Origin of the sequence: Brachybacterium sp. GCM10030252, assembly GCF_042666535.1 — a bacterium.
Lineage (GTDB): Bacteria > Actinomycetota > Actinomycetes > Actinomycetales > Dermabacteraceae > Brachybacterium.
In genome coordinates this window covers 58740-76449 of the sequence record NZ_JBHTDM010000034.1, presented here as the reverse complement: position 1 = coordinate 76449, position 17710 = coordinate 58740, and the positions used below count along the sequence as shown (strand labels likewise).

The following is a 17710-nucleotide window of genomic DNA, read 5'->3' as shown; positions in this document are numbered from 1 at the left end:
ATCGCTCACCGCAGACCCCGCAACCGCAGAAGGCCCCGTCTCCGATCACTCGGAGGCGGGGCCTTCTCGCAGGGGCGAGGCCGGTCGATCAGCCGTCCGTGGGGCGGCGGTAGCTCGTGCGCTTCGCGTCGTGTCGACCGGCGTCGTCGCGCCGCGGGCGGTCGTCGTGGCGGCGCCGCGGGCCGGCGTTGTCGTGACGTCCGCCCCGATCGCCGCCGTGGCCGCCCTTGGAGGAGCGGGGGCCGTTGTCCGGGGCGATCCGCAGGGATCGTCCGCCGACGCGGGCCTTGCTGATGCGGGCCATCTGCGCATCGTCCAGCGAACCGCGGATCTGCACCAGGGCGAACGTGCCGAAGATCTGGATCTTGCCGACGTCCTTGCCATTGAGGCCGCCCTCGCCGGTGATGGCGCCGACGATGGCCGGCGGCCGGGCGCCGTGGGTGTGGCCCACGCCGATCCGGTAGGAGGTGTATCCCTTCTCGGTGTGGGCACCGCCCTCACCACGGGGTCCGCGGTCGCCGCGGTCACCGCGGGAACGGTCGTCACCGCCGGAGAGCGTCGCGGAGGTGAACTCCTCGTCCTCCGTGGTGGCTCCGGGCCCGTCGTCGCCGACGGTCATGGCGCCCAGCACGGCCGCGAGCTCCAGCGGGTCGATGTCGTTCTCGGCGACGTAGTCGCCGATGAGCTCGCGGTACAGCGCGAGCCGTCCGCGCTCGATGCGCTCGGGCACCTTGGTCAGCAGCGAGGCCAGGCGGTGACGGGACACGTCGCGCGGCGACGGGATCACGGCTTCCTCGAGGGTCTGCTTGGTGGCGCGCTCGATGTTCTTCAGCGCGCGACGCTCATGGGGACCGATCAGGGTCAGAGCCTCGCCGGAACGACCCGCACGGCCGGTGCGGCCGATGCGGTGGACGTAGGCCTCCGGCTCGCGCGGGACGTCGAAGTTGACGACCAGGCCGATGCGCTCGACATCCAGGCCGCGGGCGGCGACGTCGGTCGCGACCAGGACCTGCAGGGAGCCCTCGCGCAGCCGCTCGACGATCTTCTCGCGCTCCTTCTGGGGCACGTCACCGCTGATGGAGGCGGCGATCACCCCTCGCGAGACGAGGGCCGTGCCCACCTCCTCCGCGGCGGCGCGGGTGCGCACGAAGACGATGGCCGCTTCGGCGTCGGAGGTCGCGAGCACCCTGGCCAGGGCGCCGGTGCGGTGCTTGAACGGGACCACGGCGTAGGTCTGACGAACGCTCTTGACCGTGGAGGACTGCGGGCTCACGCTGACGCGGACCGGGTCCTTCATGTGGTTCTGGGCGACGCGCTGGATGGCCGACGGCATGGTCGCCGAGAACAGGGCGAGCTGCCGGCTGGCGGGGGAGTGGGAGAGGATCTCCTCGACGTCCTCCGCGAAGCCCATGCGCAGCATCTCGTCGGCCTCGTCCAGCACGGCGAAACGGATGGTCTCCAACCGCAGCGTGTTGCGCCGCATGTGGTCCATGACGCGGCCGGGGGTGCCGACGACGACCTGCGCACCGCGGCGCAGAGCGCGCTCCTGAGGGCTGTAGGGCGAGCCACCGTAGACGGCGACCACGTCCAGACCGCCGATGGCGGTGGCGAAGGAGGAGATCGCGTCGGCGACCTGCATGGCCAGCTCACGGGTGGGAGCGAGCACGAGGCCCTGGACCTCGCGCAGCTCGGGATCGATCGCGGCCAGCAGCGGGAGGCCGAAGGCCGCGGTCTTGCCGGTACCGGTCTGGGCGACGCCGATGATGTCGCGGCCCTCCAGCAGCGGCGGGATGGCGCGCGACTGGATGGCTGACGGGCTGGTGAAGCCGAGGTCGTCGACCGCGCGGCGCAGCGGGCCGGGCAGGTCGATGTCGTCGAAGCTGGGCTCGGCCGGCTCGGCCGACTCGGCGGGAGCAGCCGGGGCGGCCGCCTCTGCGGTGGGGACGGAAGTGTCGGAATCCTGGGCGGCGGTGACCGCGGAGTCTGCGGGGAGGCCGGTTTCGGAGGAGACGGCGGCTTCGGTGGACTCGGCAGGATCAGGGGCAGGGGCGGCGTCAGTCATTGCATCCTTCGGCGGTGGGGTGAAGATGGTGCCCTCACAGATCGCAGGGCGTGGGATCCCTGACAGATGGCAGGGCTGGGTGCCCTGACAGATCACTGGGCGAGGCTCGTGCGAAGCGCGCTCGAGGCTCGTGCGAAGGCGGGCGGGATGGACCCGCAATACCGCAGGTCGGACAACGTTCAGTCTACGGGCGCCGGGCTCGGACCGACAGGGGGCCATGGGCGAGATCGCTCACCCTGCGCGGTACGCTGGTGAGTCCACGCCCCCAGGCGTGCGGACCCCGTCGAACCCATCGTGAAGGACACCTCGTGCTGCGCACCCACTCCGCCGGCGAACTCCGCTCGGAGCACATCGGACAGACCGTCACCCTCACCGGCTGGATCGGCCGCCGTCGCGATCACGGCGGCGTGACGTTCCTGGATCTGCGCGATGCCAGCGGTGTCGCCCAGGTCGTCGTCCGCGAGGACGAGGCGATGCATCTGCGCGTCGAGTACGTGCTCAAGGTCGTCGGGACGGTCGATCGCCGTCCCGAGGGCAACGAGAACCCGCAGCTGCCCACGGGCGACATCGAGGTGACCGCCTCCGAGGTCGAGGTGCTCAGCTCCTCGGCGCCGCTTCCCTTCCAGCTCGATGAGCACTCCGAGGTCGGTGAGGAGACGCGCCTGCGCTACCGCTACCTCGATCTGCGCCGGCAGGGACCGGCCCGGACGCTGCGTCTGCGCTCCGACGTCAACCGCGCCGCGCGCGAGACGCTTCTGGGCCAGGACTTCCTCGAGGTGGAGACGCCGACGCTGACGCGCTCGACTCCCGAGGGAGCCCGCGACTTCCTGGTCCCGGCACGGCTCGCGCCCGGCTCCTGGTATGCGCTGCCGCAGTCGCCGCAGCTGTTCAAGCAGCTGCTGATGGTCGGCGGCGTGGAGAAGTACTTCCAGCTCGCTCGCTGCTACCGCGACGAGGACTTCCGTGCGGACCGCCAGCCCGAGTTCACCCAGCTCGACGTCGAGATGAGCTTCGTCGACCAGGAGGACGTGATCGCCCTGGCCGAGGAGATCCTCACCGCGGTGTGGAGGACGGGTGGGCACGAGATCTCCGCGCCGTTCCCGCGCATCACCTACGCCGAGTCGATGAGCCGTTACGGGTCCGACAAGCCCGATCTGCGTTTCGACCTCGAACTGGTCGAGATGACCGAGTACTTCGCCGAGACTCCCTTCCGGGTCTTCCAGGCCCCGTACGTCGGCGCCGTGGTCATGGCCGGAGGCGCGTCCCAGCCGCGCCGGCAGCTCGACGCCTGGCAGGAGTGGGCCAAGCAGCGCGGCCACAAGGGACTGGCCTACGTCCTGGTCCAGGAGGACGGCGCCCTGACCGGGCCCGTCTCCAAGAACATCTCCGAGACGGAGAAGGAGGGCCTGCTGGAGGCCACCGGGGCGAGCACCGGGGACTGCATCTTCTTCGCCGCCGGCGAGCCGAAGTCCGCGCGCGCACTGCTCGGCGCCGCACGCCAGGAGATCGCCGAGCGCCTGGACCTGATCGACCACGACGCGTTCTCGTTCGTGTGGGTCGTGGACGCGCCGATGTTCGAGCCCGCCGCGGACGCCCGCGCGGCCGGTGACGCGACCGTCGGTGGAGGGTCGTGGACGGCCGTGCACCACGCCTTCACCTCGCCCAAGCCCGAGTTCCTGGACACCTTCGACACCGATCCGGGCTCTGCCCTGGCCTACGCCTACGACATCGTGTGCAACGGCAACGAGATCGGCGGCGGCTCCATCCGAATCCACGACCAGTCCGTGCAGGAGCGCGTGTTCGAGGTCATGGGCATCGGCGAGGAGGACGCGCGCGAGAAGTTCGGCTTCCTGCTGGACGCCTTCCAGTTCGGCGCGCCGCCGCACGGCGGCATCGCCTTCGGCTGGGACCGCATCGTCGCCCTGCTCGCGGGCGAGGAGTCCATCCGCGAGGTTATCGCCTTCCCCAAGACCGGCAACGGCTACGACCCGCTGACCGCCGCCCCCGCTCCCATCACGGCGCAGCAGCGCAAGGAGGCCGGTGTGGACACCAAGCCCGCCTCGCGCAGCGAGAAGGCCGCGACCGCGGAGCCCGGCGACAGCTGAACGTCCGCAGGACCAGCCGCCCGTGAGGACAGGCCGTCCGAAGGACAGGACTCCCTCACAGACTGAACGGCCCGTGCATCGAGCACGGGCCGTTCAGTCTGTGAGGAGGGGTGCTGTACCGGGAGCGGGCCGGCCTCTCAGCTGCGGAGACGACCTCGTGGCCGTGCCGCGCCGTGCCGTGCAGTCGCGCCGATCTCAGCGAGGCGACTCGCCGTGCTTGACCTGAGCGCGGGGGAGCCGGAAGCGACGGATCTGGATCGCTCGCATGATGCCGTAGCCCACCAGTCCACTGCCGACCTCGCCGTACTCCTCGGACAGGCGTCGGCGCAGACGGCGGCGCAGCATGAACGAATCGATCACGCACAGAGCGATGCCGCCCCACAGCACGACGATCATCCCCGTGCTCATCAGCATGTACAGATCCGGTCGGATCAAGGGCATGATCAGCGCGACCAGCATGAAGATCAGTGCGACGGGGAAGAAGTACTCGGCGATATTGCGGCGCGAGTCGACGAGGTCCCGCACCAGGCGGCGCTCGGGGCCGCGATGCTGGAGCGGCATCTTCTTCTCATCGCCCGTCATCAGCGCCTGCTGCGCTTCCGCGCGCTGCACCCGGGCGCGCTCCCGATCGCGCCGACGGGCTTCCTTGCGGTCATCGACCACGAGCGGACGCCGGCGGGCGGCTTCGGCCTCTTTGCGGGTACGGGTGGGCCGCCCCTTCGATCCGGGGCGGGTGGTCTGCACCGGTTCGGGGGGCTCGGGAGTCTCGGACTTGCGGAATATCACCGGGGCATTCTAGGCGAACCCACCTGGGATTACCCGGTGCGCGCCGCGCAGGGGCCCGGCCCGGCCGCCGCGGCTCGACCCGTGTCAGCGGTACCGTGGCGAGCATGACGAGCTCGAACGAACCTTCCCAGAACCCTGCCGTGACCGGCGATGCCACGTCGGTCGACGCGCTGCGTGAGCGGCTCGAGCCACTGCTGCCGGCGGCGATCGCGGACCTCGAGGCCCTGGTGCGCATCCCGTCGGTCGCCTTCGACGGATACGACCGGGAACCGGTGCGGCGCAGCGCGGAAGCGGTCGCCGAGCTGCTCAGGGGCGCCGGGATGGCCGACGTCACGATCGAATCGGTCGCCGACGGGGCTCCCGCAGTCATCGGCCGCACCCCGGCGGCCGAGGGACGCCCGACCGTGCTGCTGTACGCCCACCACGATGTCCAGCCCACCGGCGATCCCGCCGACTGGAGCAGCCCGCCGTTCGAGCCGGTCCAGCGGGGGCGCCGGCTCTACGGCCGCGGCGCCGCCGACGACAAGGCCGGCGTGATGGCCCATGTGACGGCACTGCGGCTGGTGGGGGAGGAGCTGGCGGCCGATGGCATCGGGGTCACCGTCTTCGTCGAGGGCGAGGAGGAGGCGGGATCCCCGACCTTCCGCCCGTTCATCGAAGCGCACCGTGAGGCGCTCGCGGCCGACGTCATCATCGTCGCCGACTCGGCCAACTGGGCCGTGGGCACCCCAGCGCTGACCACCAGCCTGCGCGGCCTGGTGGATGTGGTCGTGGAGGTGCGCACGCTCGAGCATGCAGTGCACTCCGGCCTGTTCGGAGGACCCGTCCTGGACTCCCTCACCCAGCTCTCGAGGCTCCTGGCGACCCTGCACGACGAGAACGGCGAGGTCGCCGTCGACGGACTCGTACGAGGGCCGGACCCCGTGGTCGAGACGGACGAGGCGGATTATCGTCGTGACGCCGGCGTCCCGCAGGGCCTGGAGCTCGCGGGCACAGGTCCGCTCAGTGCACGGCTCTGGACCCGCCCCGCGCTCTCCGTCATCGGAATCGACGCGCCCCCTGTCCGGGAGGCCTCGAACACGCTGGTCCCGGTCTCCCGCGCGAAGCTGTCCCTGCGCATCCCCCCGGGCGAGGACCCGGATTCGGCGATGGAGGCACTGGTCTCGCACCTGGAGCGGCATACCCCGGCCACGGCCGAGGTCACGGTCCATCGCGGTGAGACGGGCAAGCCGTACAGCGCCCGCCAGGACTCTCCGGCGATGAGGCTTGCCCGCGGCGCGCTCGCGGACGCCTGGGGGACGGAGGCGGTGGACACCGGACTCGGCGGCTCCATCCCGTTCATCGCCGACCTCCTCGAGGTGTTCCCGCAGGCCGACGTCCTGGTCACCGGTGTCGAGGATCCCGAATCGCGAGCCCATGGCATCGACGAGTCCCTGCACCTGGACGAGTTCGCCCGGGTGTGCCTCGCCGAAGCGCTGCTGCTGCGCGGCGCCGGCTCCCTCCGCGGCGACGACGCATGAACGGCTCCGACCGCCGACCCCAGCAGCAGCAGCCGGGCCAGGGCCGGACCACCGTCTCGCCACTGGCCATCCCGCTGCTGTTCGCGGGGCTGATGATCGGCTTCTTCGCGGGATACTTCTTCCTGTGGTGGGGCATCCTCGCCGTCCTCGCCGTCGCCCTGGGCGCGCTGTGGATGGTGCTGGCCGGTCACAGCCGCGAGGCGGCCGCCTCCGCGATCGGCGGCGTCGCGGTCGGCTACGTGATCCTGCTTCTGCTGGCCGTCTTCCGCGGGGTGCTGTGACGGCGTGCTCGGACGGCTTCTCGCGCAGCGGGTCACGGCGTCCCGAGGACACGGGCACGTCGGTCTCGCGGGGAGGCGGATGCCGCGAGTCCACCGGCGACACGCGGGGTGAGCGGGATCGCCCGCAGCGGGCGGTCCCCTTCCGCGCCGGCGAGGCGTACCCTGGGACCACACGAGCATCGAGGAGGACCTCATGACCACGACCACCGAGCGCCCCGCCGCGACGCACGGCGTCACCCTCACGTCCGGTGCGGCGGAGAAGGTCTCGACCCTGCTGGAGCAGGAGGGCCGCGACGACCTGCGCCTGCGTATCGCCGTGCAGCCCGGAGGCTGCTCCGGCCTGATCTACCAGCTCTACTTCGACGAGCGCCTGATGGACGACGACCTGGTCGCCGACTTCGAGGGCGTGGAGGTCATCGTCGACAAGATGAGCTCCCCGTACCTCACCGGTGCGGTGATCGACTTCGCCGACACGATCGAGAAGCAGGGCTTCACGATCGACAACCCCAACGCGCAGAGCTCTTGCGCGTGCGGCGACTCCTTCGGCTGATCCGCTCTCGCGACCACCCTCAGCAGGGGGTCGCGGCGCTCGGCGCACAGCATGATCGGGCCCGGCCCGGTGACGATCTCGTCACCTGGTCGGGCCCGTTTTTGGTCTCAGCACGGCCGTCTGCGCATCACAGGGCGATGACGGCCCGCCGACGGCGCGTGCCGGTGAGCAACGCACCCCGCGAAAGCCGTATGATGACGACGTGCCGTTATGTGCCGGGCCTGAGCGCGGCACTGCCCGCTCTCCGGAGCGGGCGCGGCACCGTGGGCAGGTCCCCGCCCACACCAGTACCAGCTCCGCAGTCCGGAACCTGGCTCGCGCATCGCGCGGACCGGCCCCCGAGACACGGAGACGACGAGCGGAAGGTCATTCCCTGTGATCCCCCAGGTCCCCCAGCGCTCACGGCGCGGACGCCGCGTGGCCGCGGCAGGCCTCGCCCTGGCCACCCTGGTCCTCTCCGGCTGCACGGACGAGCAGCTGCGCGGCTTCTTGCCCGGCTACTCCGACGGCGAGGTCACCAACCAGACCGGCCGGATCACGGACCTGTGGGTCGGTTCCTGGGTCGTGCTGGTGGCCGTCGGCCTCATCGTGTGGGGTCTGACCATCTGGTGCGCCATCGCCTACCGTCGTCGCAAGAACGAGACGGGCTACCCGATCCAGCTGCGCTACCACGTGCCGCTGGAGATGATGTTCACCCTGCTCCCGGTGGTCATGGTGCTCACGTTCTTCTACTTCACCTCCCGGGACATCCGGGAGATCGAGCACCTCGAGGAGAACCCGGACGTCACCGTCCACGTCGTGGCCAAGCAGTGGAGCTGGGACTTCAGCTACCTCGAGGAGGACGTGCACGAGCCCGCCGGCGTGCAGTCCTTCGCCACCGGTGAGCTGGGCGCGGCCGAGACGCTGCCCGTGCTGTACCTGCCGGTCGATCGCACCGTGGAGTTCCGTCTGGACTCGCGCGATGTCGCGCACTCCTTCTGGGTCGTCGACTTCCTGTACAAGAAGGACACGCTGCCCGGCTTCACCAACGTCTTCCAGGTGACGCCGACGCGCGAGGGCACCTACTTCGGCAAATGCGCGGAGCTGTGCGGCGAGTACCACTCCGACATGCTCTTCAACGTGAAGGTCGTCTCCCAGGAGGAGTACGACGCTCACATGCAGGAACTGCGCGAGCAGGGCAACACCGGGGAGCTGGGCGTGGACCTGAACCGCAATCAGAAGGAATGGAGCATGCGGGACGAGAACGACGACATCTATCCCGCACCGCGTGAAGACCAGGAGGCCGAGCAGTGAGCGCGCAGACCCCGGTGAGCAGCCCGCAGACGACTGCTCCGGAGCGGTTCGAGCCGGTGGGTTCCACCAGCCTCGGCAAGCGGATGTTCAATCTGCTGACCACGACCGATCACAAGCTGATCGGCATGATGTACCTCGGAATGGGCTTCGCCTTCTTCGGATTCGCGGGCATCCTCGCGCTGATGATGCGTACCGAGCTGTGGGAGCCCGGTCTGCAGGTGGTGGTCTCCAAGGACCAGTACAACCAGCTGTTCACCATGCACGGCACGCTCATGCTGCTGATGTTCGGCACGCCGCTGTTCAACGGCTTCGCCAACTATCTGATGCCGCTGCAGATCGGTGCGGTGGACATGGCGTTCCCGCGCCTGAACATGTTCGCCTTCTGGGTCACGCTGTTCGGCTCGCTCATCGTCGTCGCCGGCTTCCTCACCCCGCAGGGCGCGGCGTCCTTCGGCTGGTTCGCCTACGCACCGCTGTCGGACACCACGTTCACCCCCGGCCTGGGTGGTGATCTCTGGGTCTTCGGCCTGGCCTTGCAGGGCTTCGGGACGATTCTCGGCTCGGTCAACTTCATCACCACGATCCTGTGCATGCGCATGCCCGGCATGACGATGTTCCGGATGCCGATCTTCACCTGGAACACGCTGATCACCGCGGTTCTGGTGCTGATGGCCTTCCCGCCGCTGGCTTCGGCACTGCTGGCTCTGGGCGCGGATCGCCGTTTCGATGCGCAGATCTTCGACGCCGCGAACGGCGGCCCGATCCTCTGGCAGCACCTGTTCTGGTTCTTCGGCCACCCCGAGGTCTACGTGCTCGCGCTGCCCTTCTTCGGTATCGCCTCCGAGATCATCCCGGCGTTCTCGCGCAAGCCGATCTTCGGGTACAAGACCCTGGTGGGCGCCACGATCGCCATCGCCGCTCTCTCGGTCACCGTGTGGGCGCACCACATGTACACCACCGGCGCGGTGATGCTGGACTTCTTCGCCTTCATGACGATGCTGATCGCCGTGCCGACGGGCGTGAAGTTCTTCAACTGGATCGGCACGATGTGGAGGGGATCGCTCACCTTCGAGACCCCGATGCTGTTCACCCTCGGGTTCCTCACCACCTTCATCTTCGGCGGCCTGACGGGCATCATCCTGTCCTCGCCGGTCCTGGACTTCCACCTCTCCGACACGTACTTCGTGGTCGCTCACTTCCACTACGTGATGGCCGGGACCGTGGTGTTCGAGATGTTCGCCGGGTTCTACTTCTGGTGGCCGAAGATGACGGGCTACAAGCTCGATGAGGGACTGGGCAAGATCCACTTCTGGCTCATCACCATCGGCTTCCACCTCACGTTCCTGGTCCAGCACTGGCTGGGCGTCGAGGGCGCTCCCCGGCGGTACGTGAACTACCTGGCCGAGGACAACTTCGGCTGGCTGAACCAGGTCTCCACGGTCGGTGCCTTCATCATGGGCATCTCGACGCTGCCCTTCCTGCTGAACGTGGTCCTCACCCGCATCCGTGACGAGAAGATCCTGGTCGATGACCCGTGGGGCTACGGGGCATCGCTGGAATGGGCGACGTCCTGCCCGCCGCCCCGGCACAACTTCGAGTCCCTGCCCCGCATCCGGTCCGAGCGTCCGGCCTTCGATCTCCATCATCCGGAGGTCGGAATCCAGGACCACATGACGGACCAGGAGCCCGCCGAGAACCCGAGGACGAACTGACATGCGAGCCGTAGCACAAATCTTCTGGATCCTGGGTGTCTTCATCCTGCTCTCCGCCATCGCCTACGGCTTCCTGACGGGTGCCTTCCAGCGATGGGGTGTCGAGACCGCCGGGTTCCCCGCCCTGCTGGCCGCGGCCGGGCTCTCCTTCATGATCGCGATGTTCGCGTCCCTGACCGGGCGCAAGCACAGCCTCGGAGCCTCGGACGACCTGGATGGTGAGGTGGCCGAGGAGCCCGGCGTCCAGGGCAGCTTCTCGCCGTACAGCTGGGCGCCGCTGTGGGCCGCGATCGGCGGGGGCCTGTGCTTCCTCGGCGTGGCCGCCGGCTGGTGGATCTTCGCCTTCGGCGTCCTCTTCGGCATCTACGGTGTGCTGAGCTGGGTGCTGGAATACTCCGTGGGCCAGCACGCGCACTGAGGTCTTCCGACCCTCCCGCCGAGACATCGCCCTTCGCCCTGACCGGGGAAGGGTGCCGCGAAGGCCCCGCATCGATCCGTTCGATGCGGGGCCTTCAGCATGCAATGTCGCGATCGCTGAGCTCTCGTAGCCGGCTGCGGCGCGAGACCCCCACACCTCCCGGAATCCCCGGGCCCCACGGCCTCCACGGCACCCGCGAGGCCCATGAGTCCTCCCGCGCCCCGCGGGCCGCACCGCCGCCCTCGGGACGCTCCGTAAGCGGAGGCAGGGGGAGCGACCGGTTCTGGCTTCGCAGGCGGACAACCCACGCAGTACCGATGACCAGCACTAAAAAGGTGTAGCGCAATGGACAGCGGTATTGAGCTGTATGGACCGCCCCGGCTCCTGGGGCGTGAGACGCCGCGGGTGCTAGCGTGTCGGCACGAGCCGTTGCACCGAGCTCAGCGCCCGAGCACCGGCACCGACGACGGACCAGGAGGCGTTCATGATGATCGGCGATGGAGCAGATCTTGTCGGCCGCGCCGAGCGCGAAGTCCGCGGCATCTTCGCGGACGAGGGTGCCCTCGAGCGAGCGGTCGCCTGGGCATCGGAGGTGCTCGCCAAGGACGGTATCGACCCGTCGGCCCAGCAGTTCCGGGCGATGCGGTCCTTGTGCCGCGCGGAGCGGCGGCTCAGCCTGACCGGTGCTCGCTATCTCGTCAACGCCACCTCCGGCCGGGGGAACCGTCGCGCGGCTCCACGCAACCCGATCCTCGAGTAGGACCCGGCGGCTAGTGACCCGGTCCTCGGCGAAGTGCCCGCGGTGTGCGCGGCGGCCGAGCCCTCTGAAGGGGCTCTCCGCCCACCGGACCATATAGCTGTGCCGGCACCTGCCGGCAGCATCATGAAGGGCCCCGGGAAACGTTCCCGGGGCCCTTCATGATGCTCAGCGAGGCGTCAGCGGATCATCCTGCGTGATGCTGCTTCTCTGCCGGCGTGCGGTAGTCGCCGCCGGTGGCCTCGTCGATCTTGTGCTTCTCATGGTGCGAGTGCTCGAGAGCCTCACGCAGCTCGGCCGGGGTGACCGGCTCGATCTGATCCTTGAAGAAGAAGCTCGTCGCCTTGGCCCGGAGCGAGGAGACGCCCTTGCCGGCCTTGAGCGGCCGATAGTCGTCGTGCTGGACGAGGACCCAGCGGTCGTACTCGCTGAGCGGCTCGTGGATCTCCAGCATCTCGCCGCCCTCGGTACGCACCACCCGAGAGGTCTCGCGGCCGTGCAGAGCCAGCTCACGCTTCTGTCTCTGGAGCGAGAGGCACAGCCTCTTGGTGATGAAAAAGCACAGGAAGGGCGCGACGAAGATGGCGATCCGGAACGCCCAGGTGAGGTCGTTGATCGACAGTTGCAGTGCGAAGGCGATGAGGTCGTTCGTCGCCGCCAGCGCCAGGATCAGATAGACGCTGATCCACGCGACTCCGAGCCCCGTGCGCACCGGCGCGTTGTACGGGAGGTCATTGAGATGGTGCTCGCGGTCATCGCCGGTGACCCAGTTCTCGATGAAGGGGTACAGCATCAGAACGGCCAGCAGCAGCCCGTAGACCACCATCGGGATAAGGATGTTCAGCGACACCGCGTACCCGAAGATCGTGAACTCCCACCCGGGGATCAGGCGCAGGCCGCCGTCGGTCCACAGCATGTACCAGTCGGGCTGGGAACCCGCGGAGACGGGGGAGGGGTCGTACGGCCCATAGACCCAGATGGCGTTGATGGCGGTGGTGGCCGAGATCAGCGTGATGATGCCGAAGACCAGGAAGAAGAAGCCGCCGGCCTTCGCGGCGTAGACCGGGAACACCGGGAACCCGACGACATTGCGCTCGGTGCGGCCGGGCCCGGGGTACTGGGTGTGCTTGTGCAGCACCAGCAGCACCATATGGATCGCGATCAGTCCCAGGATCATCGCCGGGATGAGCAGGATGTGGATCGTGAACAGGCGCGGGATGATGTCGGTTCCGGGGAACTCTCCGCCGAACAGCAGCATCGAGAGATACGTGCCGATGACAGGGATGCCCTTCATGAGCCCATCGACCACGCGCAGACCGTTGCCCGAGAGCACGTCGTCCGGCAGGGAGTAGCCGGAGAAGCCGGCGGCCATGCCGAGGACCATCAGCAGGAACCCGACGACCCAGTTCAGCTCGCGGGGCTTGCGGAAGGCACCGGTGAAGAACACGCGGAACATGTGCACGAAGATCGCGACCATGAACACCAGTGCAGCCCAGTGGTGCATCTGGCGGAACAGCAGGCCCCCGCGGACCTCGAACGAGATCTCCATGGTCGACTCGAACGCGCGGGACATGTGCGCGCCCTGCAGCGCCTCGTACGGACCGGCGTACGTGACCTCCTCCATGGAGGGGTCGAAGAACATGGTCAGGAACGTTCCCGAGATCAGCAGGATGACGAAGCTGTACAGCGCCACCTCGCCGAACATGAACGACCAGTGGTCCGGGAAGATCTTGCGCGCGATGAAGCGGACGAAGCCGCCCCCGGCGACGCGCTGGTCGAGCCAGTCCGCACCGATCGCGCCGAGCTTGTACGCACGGCCGTCGGGATCGAAGTCGGAGGTCTGCTTCTGGGGAGTGGGAGTCGTGGTCGTCACGTGATCACTTGTCCTTGTGGATGTCCCAGAAGCTGGGACCGATCGGCTCGGGGAAGTCGCCGCTGGCCACCAGGTAGCCCTCGTCGTCGACCTCGATCGGGAGCTGGGGCAGCGGGCGGTGCGCGGGGCCGAAGATCACCTTGGCGCCGTCGGTGACGTCGAAGGTGGACTGATGGCACGGGCACAGCATGTGGTGCGTCTGCTGCTCGTACAGCGCGACGGGGCAGCCCACGTGGGTGCAGATCTTCGAGAAGGCCAGGATGCCCTCGACCCCGTTCTTCATGCTCTCCTCGTTCTGGGCGAGCTTCGGGTCGATGCGCACGATGACGGCGGCCGCCTTCGCGCGCTCCTCGAGGAAATCGGGCGTCTCCTCCGTCAGGCCCTCAGGCATGACGTGGAAGATCGAGTTCATCGCGACGTCGGCCAGCCGGATCGGCGTGCCGTCGTGGTCACGGGCCAGGCGCTGGCCCGGGTGCTCGCCCCAGAAGGTGTGGTGGAGCTTGTTCCCCGGCAGCGGGCCGAGGGTGGACAGCGGAGCGAGGACCGCGACCGGCAGAGCGGCCATGGCGGCGACCATGGCGGTGACGATGACCGGGCGACGCCCGATGCCGGATTCGTTCAGCCCGTCGGTGATGATTCCGGCGGCGACCTCGCGGGTCTCCTCGGATCCGCGGATCGCGTGGCGCTCCTCGACCATCTCCTCATCGGGCATCAGGGTCTTGGCCCAGTGCACAGCCGCGGCGCCGATGAAGAACACGGCGATCGCGAGGCCGAGCCCGGTGATCAGGTTCGACCACCACAGCGCCTCCGGGCTCGCCTGCGCGGCGAAGAGGTTCGTGCCGGTCGGGGTCACCACGAAATACGCGGCGATGAAGATCGCGGTGCCCAGCACGGACAGCAGGAACATCCCGGCGACGAGACGCTCGGCGCGCTTGGCGGCGGCGGGGGACTCGTCGGCCTGTCGATGGACGTGCGGCGGCAGGCCCGGGTTCGGGAATCCTCCGCCCTCCTTCGGAGCGACAGCGCTGGCTCCGCGGGCGTGGGAGTCGGGGGAGGCCCCGTCGTGGTCGTGATTCATGCTCGCATTCACTTCGCCTTCGCCCCCAGCCAGACGGCGACCGACAGGAGCAGGGAGAGGATGATCGTCCAGGCGTACAGGCCTTCGGTCACGGGCCCCAGTGAGCCCAGGGAGATGCCACCGGGTGACCCGGTCTCCTCGAGGGATTCGAGGTAGGTGATCACGTCGCGCTTGTCCTCGGGGGTCAGGCTCGTCTCGTTGAACACGGGCATGTTCTGCGGCCCGGTGTCCATGGCCTCGTAGATGTGCTTGGGCTCGACGCCCTCGAGCTCCGGGGCGTACTTGCCGCGCGTGAGCGCACCGCCGGCGCCGGCCGCGTTGTGGCACATGGCGCAGTTGATGCGGAAGATCTCTCCGCCCTGGGTGGCATCACCCTGGGAGGTGTCGAGGTACTCCTCGTCGGGCACTGCGGGGCCGGGGCCGAGGGAGGCGACGTAGGCCGCCAGCTGACGGGTCTGCTCCTCGTTCATCTGCGGGGGCTTGCGCTGCGCCTGTGCGCCCGAGTTCTGCATGGGCATGCGACCGGTGCCGACCTGGAAGTCGACGGCCGCGGCACCCACCCCGATCAGCGACGGGCCCAGGGTGCTGCCGTCGGAGTCGGTCAGGCCCTGCCCGCTGCGACCGTGGCAGGTGGCGCAGTTGGCCAGGAACAGCGCTTCCCCGGCGTCGACGTCGTCCTGCGTGTAGGTCTCCGCCTGGGCTGTCTGCGGCTGGAACGCGGCGTACAGCCCGCCGGTCGCGACGAGGGCGAGCAGCAGGATCACGAGTAGCGCCATCGGATGATGACGTCGTGCGGCGAGTGCCTTCACGGTTCGGACCTCGATTCGTGGAGGGGACGAGCAGGGGCGGGAGGGGAGCTGCGGCGCGCACCAGGCGGGGGAGCCTGTGCGGGCGCGGGGATCAGAAGATGCTCCAGTCGAAGTCGACGGGCACGGCGTGGCCCGGGCTGGTGCCGGTCATGATCGGATCCAGCAGGTAGACCACGAAGAACAGGCCCACCCAGACCACATCGACGAAGTGCCAGTAGTACGAGATGCAGATCGCGGAGACCTGCTCGTGCTGGGTGAAGGACTCCGCCATGAAGGACCGCATCATCACCATCAGGAAGGCGATCAGGCCGCCGACGACGTGGATGCCGTGGAAGCCCGTGGCGAGGTAGAAGATCGAGCCGAACGGGGAGGACGAGAGCGTCACGCCCTCGTGGATGAGCTCGGTGTACTCGTAGGCCTGCCCGGAGACGAAGACCGCGCCCATGACGAAGGTCAGCGTGTACCACTCGATCATGCCCCACCCGGCGACGTTGAAGATCGAGCCGGTGCGGGCCTTGCGCGGGGCGAAGGGCTTGCCCCAGGGGAACTGGCCCTCGGCCAGGAACACGCCCATCTGGCAGGTGAACGAGCTGGCGACCAGGATGATGGTGTTCACCATGGCGAAGCCGTGAGTGAAGTTCGCCTCGCCGTCGGCGAACGTCTCCGGCGCCATCGAGCGCAACGTGAAGAACATGGCGAACAGCCCGCCGAAGAACATCAGTTCGCTGGCGAGCCAGACGATCGTGCCGATCTGCGTCGGGTTCGGGCGGCCTACCGCTGGGGCAGCGGCGGCGGAGCGCTCAGGCAGGGTCGCAGTAGTCACGTCACCATTATGTCGTGTCGTCAGATTCGGCGTGCCGGGTCACGACGCCCGACCACACCGCGGGGCAGCGCCCCGGGGCGGACGACGTCAGCATATCCCTCCTGACGGCCTGTCACGAACGGGGACACGCTCCGTCCGGCTCGCGGGATCGGTGCAGGTGATCGCCGCATGCGGGGTCGTGATCGCTCCGTGATCCGATCCGTGATCCTCGCGACGGCCGGGCGTCCCGAAGTGCCATGATCGGGGCATGAACGAGAACATCCCGACCTGGCCCCGGATCACGTCGCGCCTCGTGCGTGGTGAAGAGCTCGAGGCCGGCGAGGCGTCGTGGGCGATGGACGAGGTCATGTCCGGAAACACGACGCCGGTCCAGCTCGCCGGGTTCCTGGTGTCGCTGCAGGCCAAGGGCGTCACCAGTGGGGAGCTCGCAGCTCTGGCGGATGCGATGGTCTCGCATGCGCGGCCGGTGCGCGCCCCGTCGCGCGCTGTCGACATCGTCGGTACCGGCGGGGATCTGGCTCATACCGTGAACATCTCCACCATGGCCTCCATGGTCATCGCCTCGACGGGCCGCGCGGTGGTCAAGCACGGAAACCGGGCCTCGAGCTCGAGATCCGGCTCGGCCGACGTGCTCGAGGCGCTCGGCGTGCGCCTCGACCTGCCCGTCCCCGTGGTCGAGGATCTGGTCGAGGAGATCGGGATGACATTCCTGTTCGCGCAGGTCTTCCACCCGTCGATGCGGTTCGCTGCGGAGGCCCGCAAGGGGCTGGGCATCCCCACCGTGATGAACATCCTGGGTCCCATCACCAATCCCGGCCGGCCCCGGGCGAGTGCGGTGGGCGTGGCCGACGCCACGATCGCGCCGACCGTCGCCGGCGTGTTCGCCGCTCGCGGCACCAGCGCCCTGGTCTTCCGTGGCCAGGACGGGCTGGACGAGCTCACCGTCACCGCTGCCTCCGACGTCTGGGAGGTGCGAGGCGGCGAGGTCCGTGAGCACTCGCTGGACCCGGAGCTCCTGCTGGGTATCCCGCGCAGCGGCCACGACGCGCTGCGCGGCGGCACCGCCGAGGAGAACGCGGAGGTGACTCGGGAGCTCTTCGCCGGGGCCCGCGACGGGCGGATGGGGCCGATCCGTGACGCGGTGCTGCTGAACGCGGCGGCCGGCGTGCTCGCCTTCGACGGGATCGATCAGGCGGCGGCCGACGGGTTCGAGGAGCGGTTCGCAGCCGCGTTCGCGGAGGCCCGGGACGCGTTGGACTCGGGGCGTCCTGCGGAGCTGGTCCGGCGTTGGGCTATCGCCTCGCGGGAAGCTGCCGCCGAGGACGGCTGAGGCCGTCGGCTCAGCCCTCGATGCCGAGGTCGAACGCGGCGTCCAGATCACGCGTGGAGTAGGTCTTGAAGGCGATGTTCGTCGTGGTGTCGAGGATGCCCTGGACCTTCCCGAGATGCCCCGCGATGACGTCCGCGAGATCCTCGTGACGGCGCACCCGCACGACGGCGATCAGGTCGACGTCGCCGGTGACCGAGTACACCTGCTCGACGCCGTCGAGATCGACGACGGCCTCGGCGACCTCGGGGATGCGGGCGGACTCGACGACGATCGAGACGATGGCGGTGATCATGGCTTCTCCTCGGACGGGGCG

Annotated in this window: 16 protein-coding genes; 9 read left to right on the top strand and 7 right to left on the bottom strand. The window is 69.0% G+C overall.

Annotated elements, in window-relative coordinates; translation table 11 throughout:
- Positions 1-88: 88 nt before the first annotated feature.
- Complete coding sequence (locus ACFQRJ_RS15305) at positions 89-2062, bottom strand: DEAD/DEAH box helicase (RefSeq protein WP_377020081.1); 1974 nt, start codon at positions 2060-2062, stop codon at positions 89-91.
- A 308-nt stretch (positions 2063-2370) separates the two neighbouring features.
- On the opposite strand from ACFQRJ_RS15305, the gene aspS reads away from it, so the two are divergent.
- The gene (gene aspS, locus ACFQRJ_RS15300) at positions 2371-4167 is read left to right on the top strand and encodes an aspartate--tRNA ligase (protein WP_377020080.1); all 1797 of its coding nucleotides are present in this window, start codon (positions 2371-2373) and stop codon (positions 4165-4167) included.
- 195 nt (positions 4168-4362) lie between these two features.
- Here aspS and ACFQRJ_RS15295 read toward each other — a convergent pair whose 3' ends face one another.
- Entirely contained in the window at positions 4363-4953 is a 591-nt protein-coding gene (locus ACFQRJ_RS15295; protein ID WP_377020079.1) for a DUF3043 domain-containing protein, read from the bottom strand.
- Positions 4954-5057: 104 nt separating this feature from the next.
- Between ACFQRJ_RS15295 and ACFQRJ_RS15290 the strand changes: the two genes are divergently transcribed.
- The 7 genes from ACFQRJ_RS15290 to ACFQRJ_RS15260 all read left to right on the top strand — a co-directional run bounded on the left by ACFQRJ_RS15290 (position 5058) and on the right by ACFQRJ_RS15260 (position 11487).
- On the top strand, positions 5058-6473 hold the full coding sequence (locus ACFQRJ_RS15290) for a dipeptidase (protein WP_377020078.1): 1416 nt from the start codon (positions 5058-5060) through the stop codon (positions 6471-6473).
- On the top strand, positions 6470-6754 hold the full coding sequence (locus tag ACFQRJ_RS15285) for a hypothetical protein (protein WP_377020077.1): 285 nt from the start codon (positions 6470-6472) through the stop codon (positions 6752-6754). The genes ACFQRJ_RS15290 and ACFQRJ_RS15285 overlap by 4 nt, the downstream gene beginning before the upstream one ends.
- 193 nt (positions 6755-6947) lie before the next feature.
- Positions 6948-7304, top strand: coding sequence for an iron-sulfur cluster insertion protein ErpA (erpA, locus tag ACFQRJ_RS15280; protein WP_377020076.1), 357 nt, complete (start codon positions 6948-6950; stop codon positions 7302-7304).
- 375 nt (positions 7305-7679) lie between these two features.
- On the top strand, positions 7680-8597 hold the full coding sequence (gene coxB, locus ACFQRJ_RS15275) for a cytochrome c oxidase subunit II (protein ID WP_377020075.1): 918 nt from the start codon (positions 7680-7682) through the stop codon (positions 8595-8597).
- A 56-nt stretch (positions 8598-8653) separates the two neighbouring features.
- Entirely contained in the window at positions 8654-10309 is a 1656-nt protein-coding gene (gene ctaD, locus ACFQRJ_RS15270; RefSeq protein ID WP_377020127.1) for a cytochrome c oxidase subunit I, read from the top strand.
- Between the two features lies 1 nt (position 10310).
- Positions 10311-10727 (top strand): cytochrome c oxidase subunit 4, encoded by a 417-nt coding sequence (locus tag ACFQRJ_RS15265; protein WP_377020074.1) that lies wholly within the window; start codon positions 10311-10313, stop codon positions 10725-10727.
- 484 nt (positions 10728-11211) lie between these two features.
- Positions 11212-11487, top strand: a complete 276-nt coding sequence (locus ACFQRJ_RS15260; protein ID WP_377020073.1) for a hypothetical protein — start codon at positions 11212-11214, stop codon at positions 11485-11487.
- Between the two features lie 184 nt (positions 11488-11671).
- Here ACFQRJ_RS15260 and ACFQRJ_RS15255 read toward each other — a convergent pair whose 3' ends face one another.
- From ACFQRJ_RS15255 to ACFQRJ_RS15240, 4 genes are all read right to left on the bottom strand, one after another.
- Complete coding sequence (locus ACFQRJ_RS15255; RefSeq protein ID WP_377020072.1) at positions 11672-13357, bottom strand: cytochrome bc complex cytochrome b subunit; 1686 nt, start codon at positions 13355-13357, stop codon at positions 11672-11674.
- Positions 13358-13361: 4 nt separating this feature from the next.
- Positions 13362-14435, bottom strand: coding sequence for a Rieske 2Fe-2S domain-containing protein (locus ACFQRJ_RS15250; protein ID WP_377020071.1), 1074 nt, complete (start codon positions 14433-14435; stop codon positions 13362-13364).
- 8 nt (positions 14436-14443) lie between these two features.
- The gene (locus tag ACFQRJ_RS15245) at positions 14444-15244 is read right to left on the bottom strand and encodes a c-type cytochrome (RefSeq protein ID WP_377020070.1); all 801 of its coding nucleotides are present in this window, start codon (positions 15242-15244) and stop codon (positions 14444-14446) included.
- Between the two features lie 91 nt (positions 15245-15335).
- Positions 15336-16067 (bottom strand): heme-copper oxidase subunit III, encoded by a 732-nt coding sequence (locus tag ACFQRJ_RS15240; RefSeq protein WP_377020069.1) that lies wholly within the window; start codon positions 16065-16067, stop codon positions 15336-15338.
- Positions 16068-16314: 247 nt separating this feature from the next.
- Between ACFQRJ_RS15240 and trpD the strand changes: the two genes are divergently transcribed.
- Complete coding sequence (gene trpD / locus ACFQRJ_RS15235; protein ID WP_377020068.1) at positions 16315-17397, top strand: anthranilate phosphoribosyltransferase; 1083 nt, start codon at positions 16315-16317, stop codon at positions 17395-17397.
- 10 nt (positions 17398-17407) lie between these two features.
- On the opposite strand, the gene ACFQRJ_RS15230 is transcribed toward trpD, so the two are convergent.
- Positions 17408-17689 (bottom strand): Lrp/AsnC family transcriptional regulator, encoded by a 282-nt coding sequence (locus ACFQRJ_RS15230; protein ID WP_377020067.1) that lies wholly within the window; start codon positions 17687-17689, stop codon positions 17408-17410.
- Between the last annotated feature and the right edge of the window lie 21 nt (positions 17690-17710).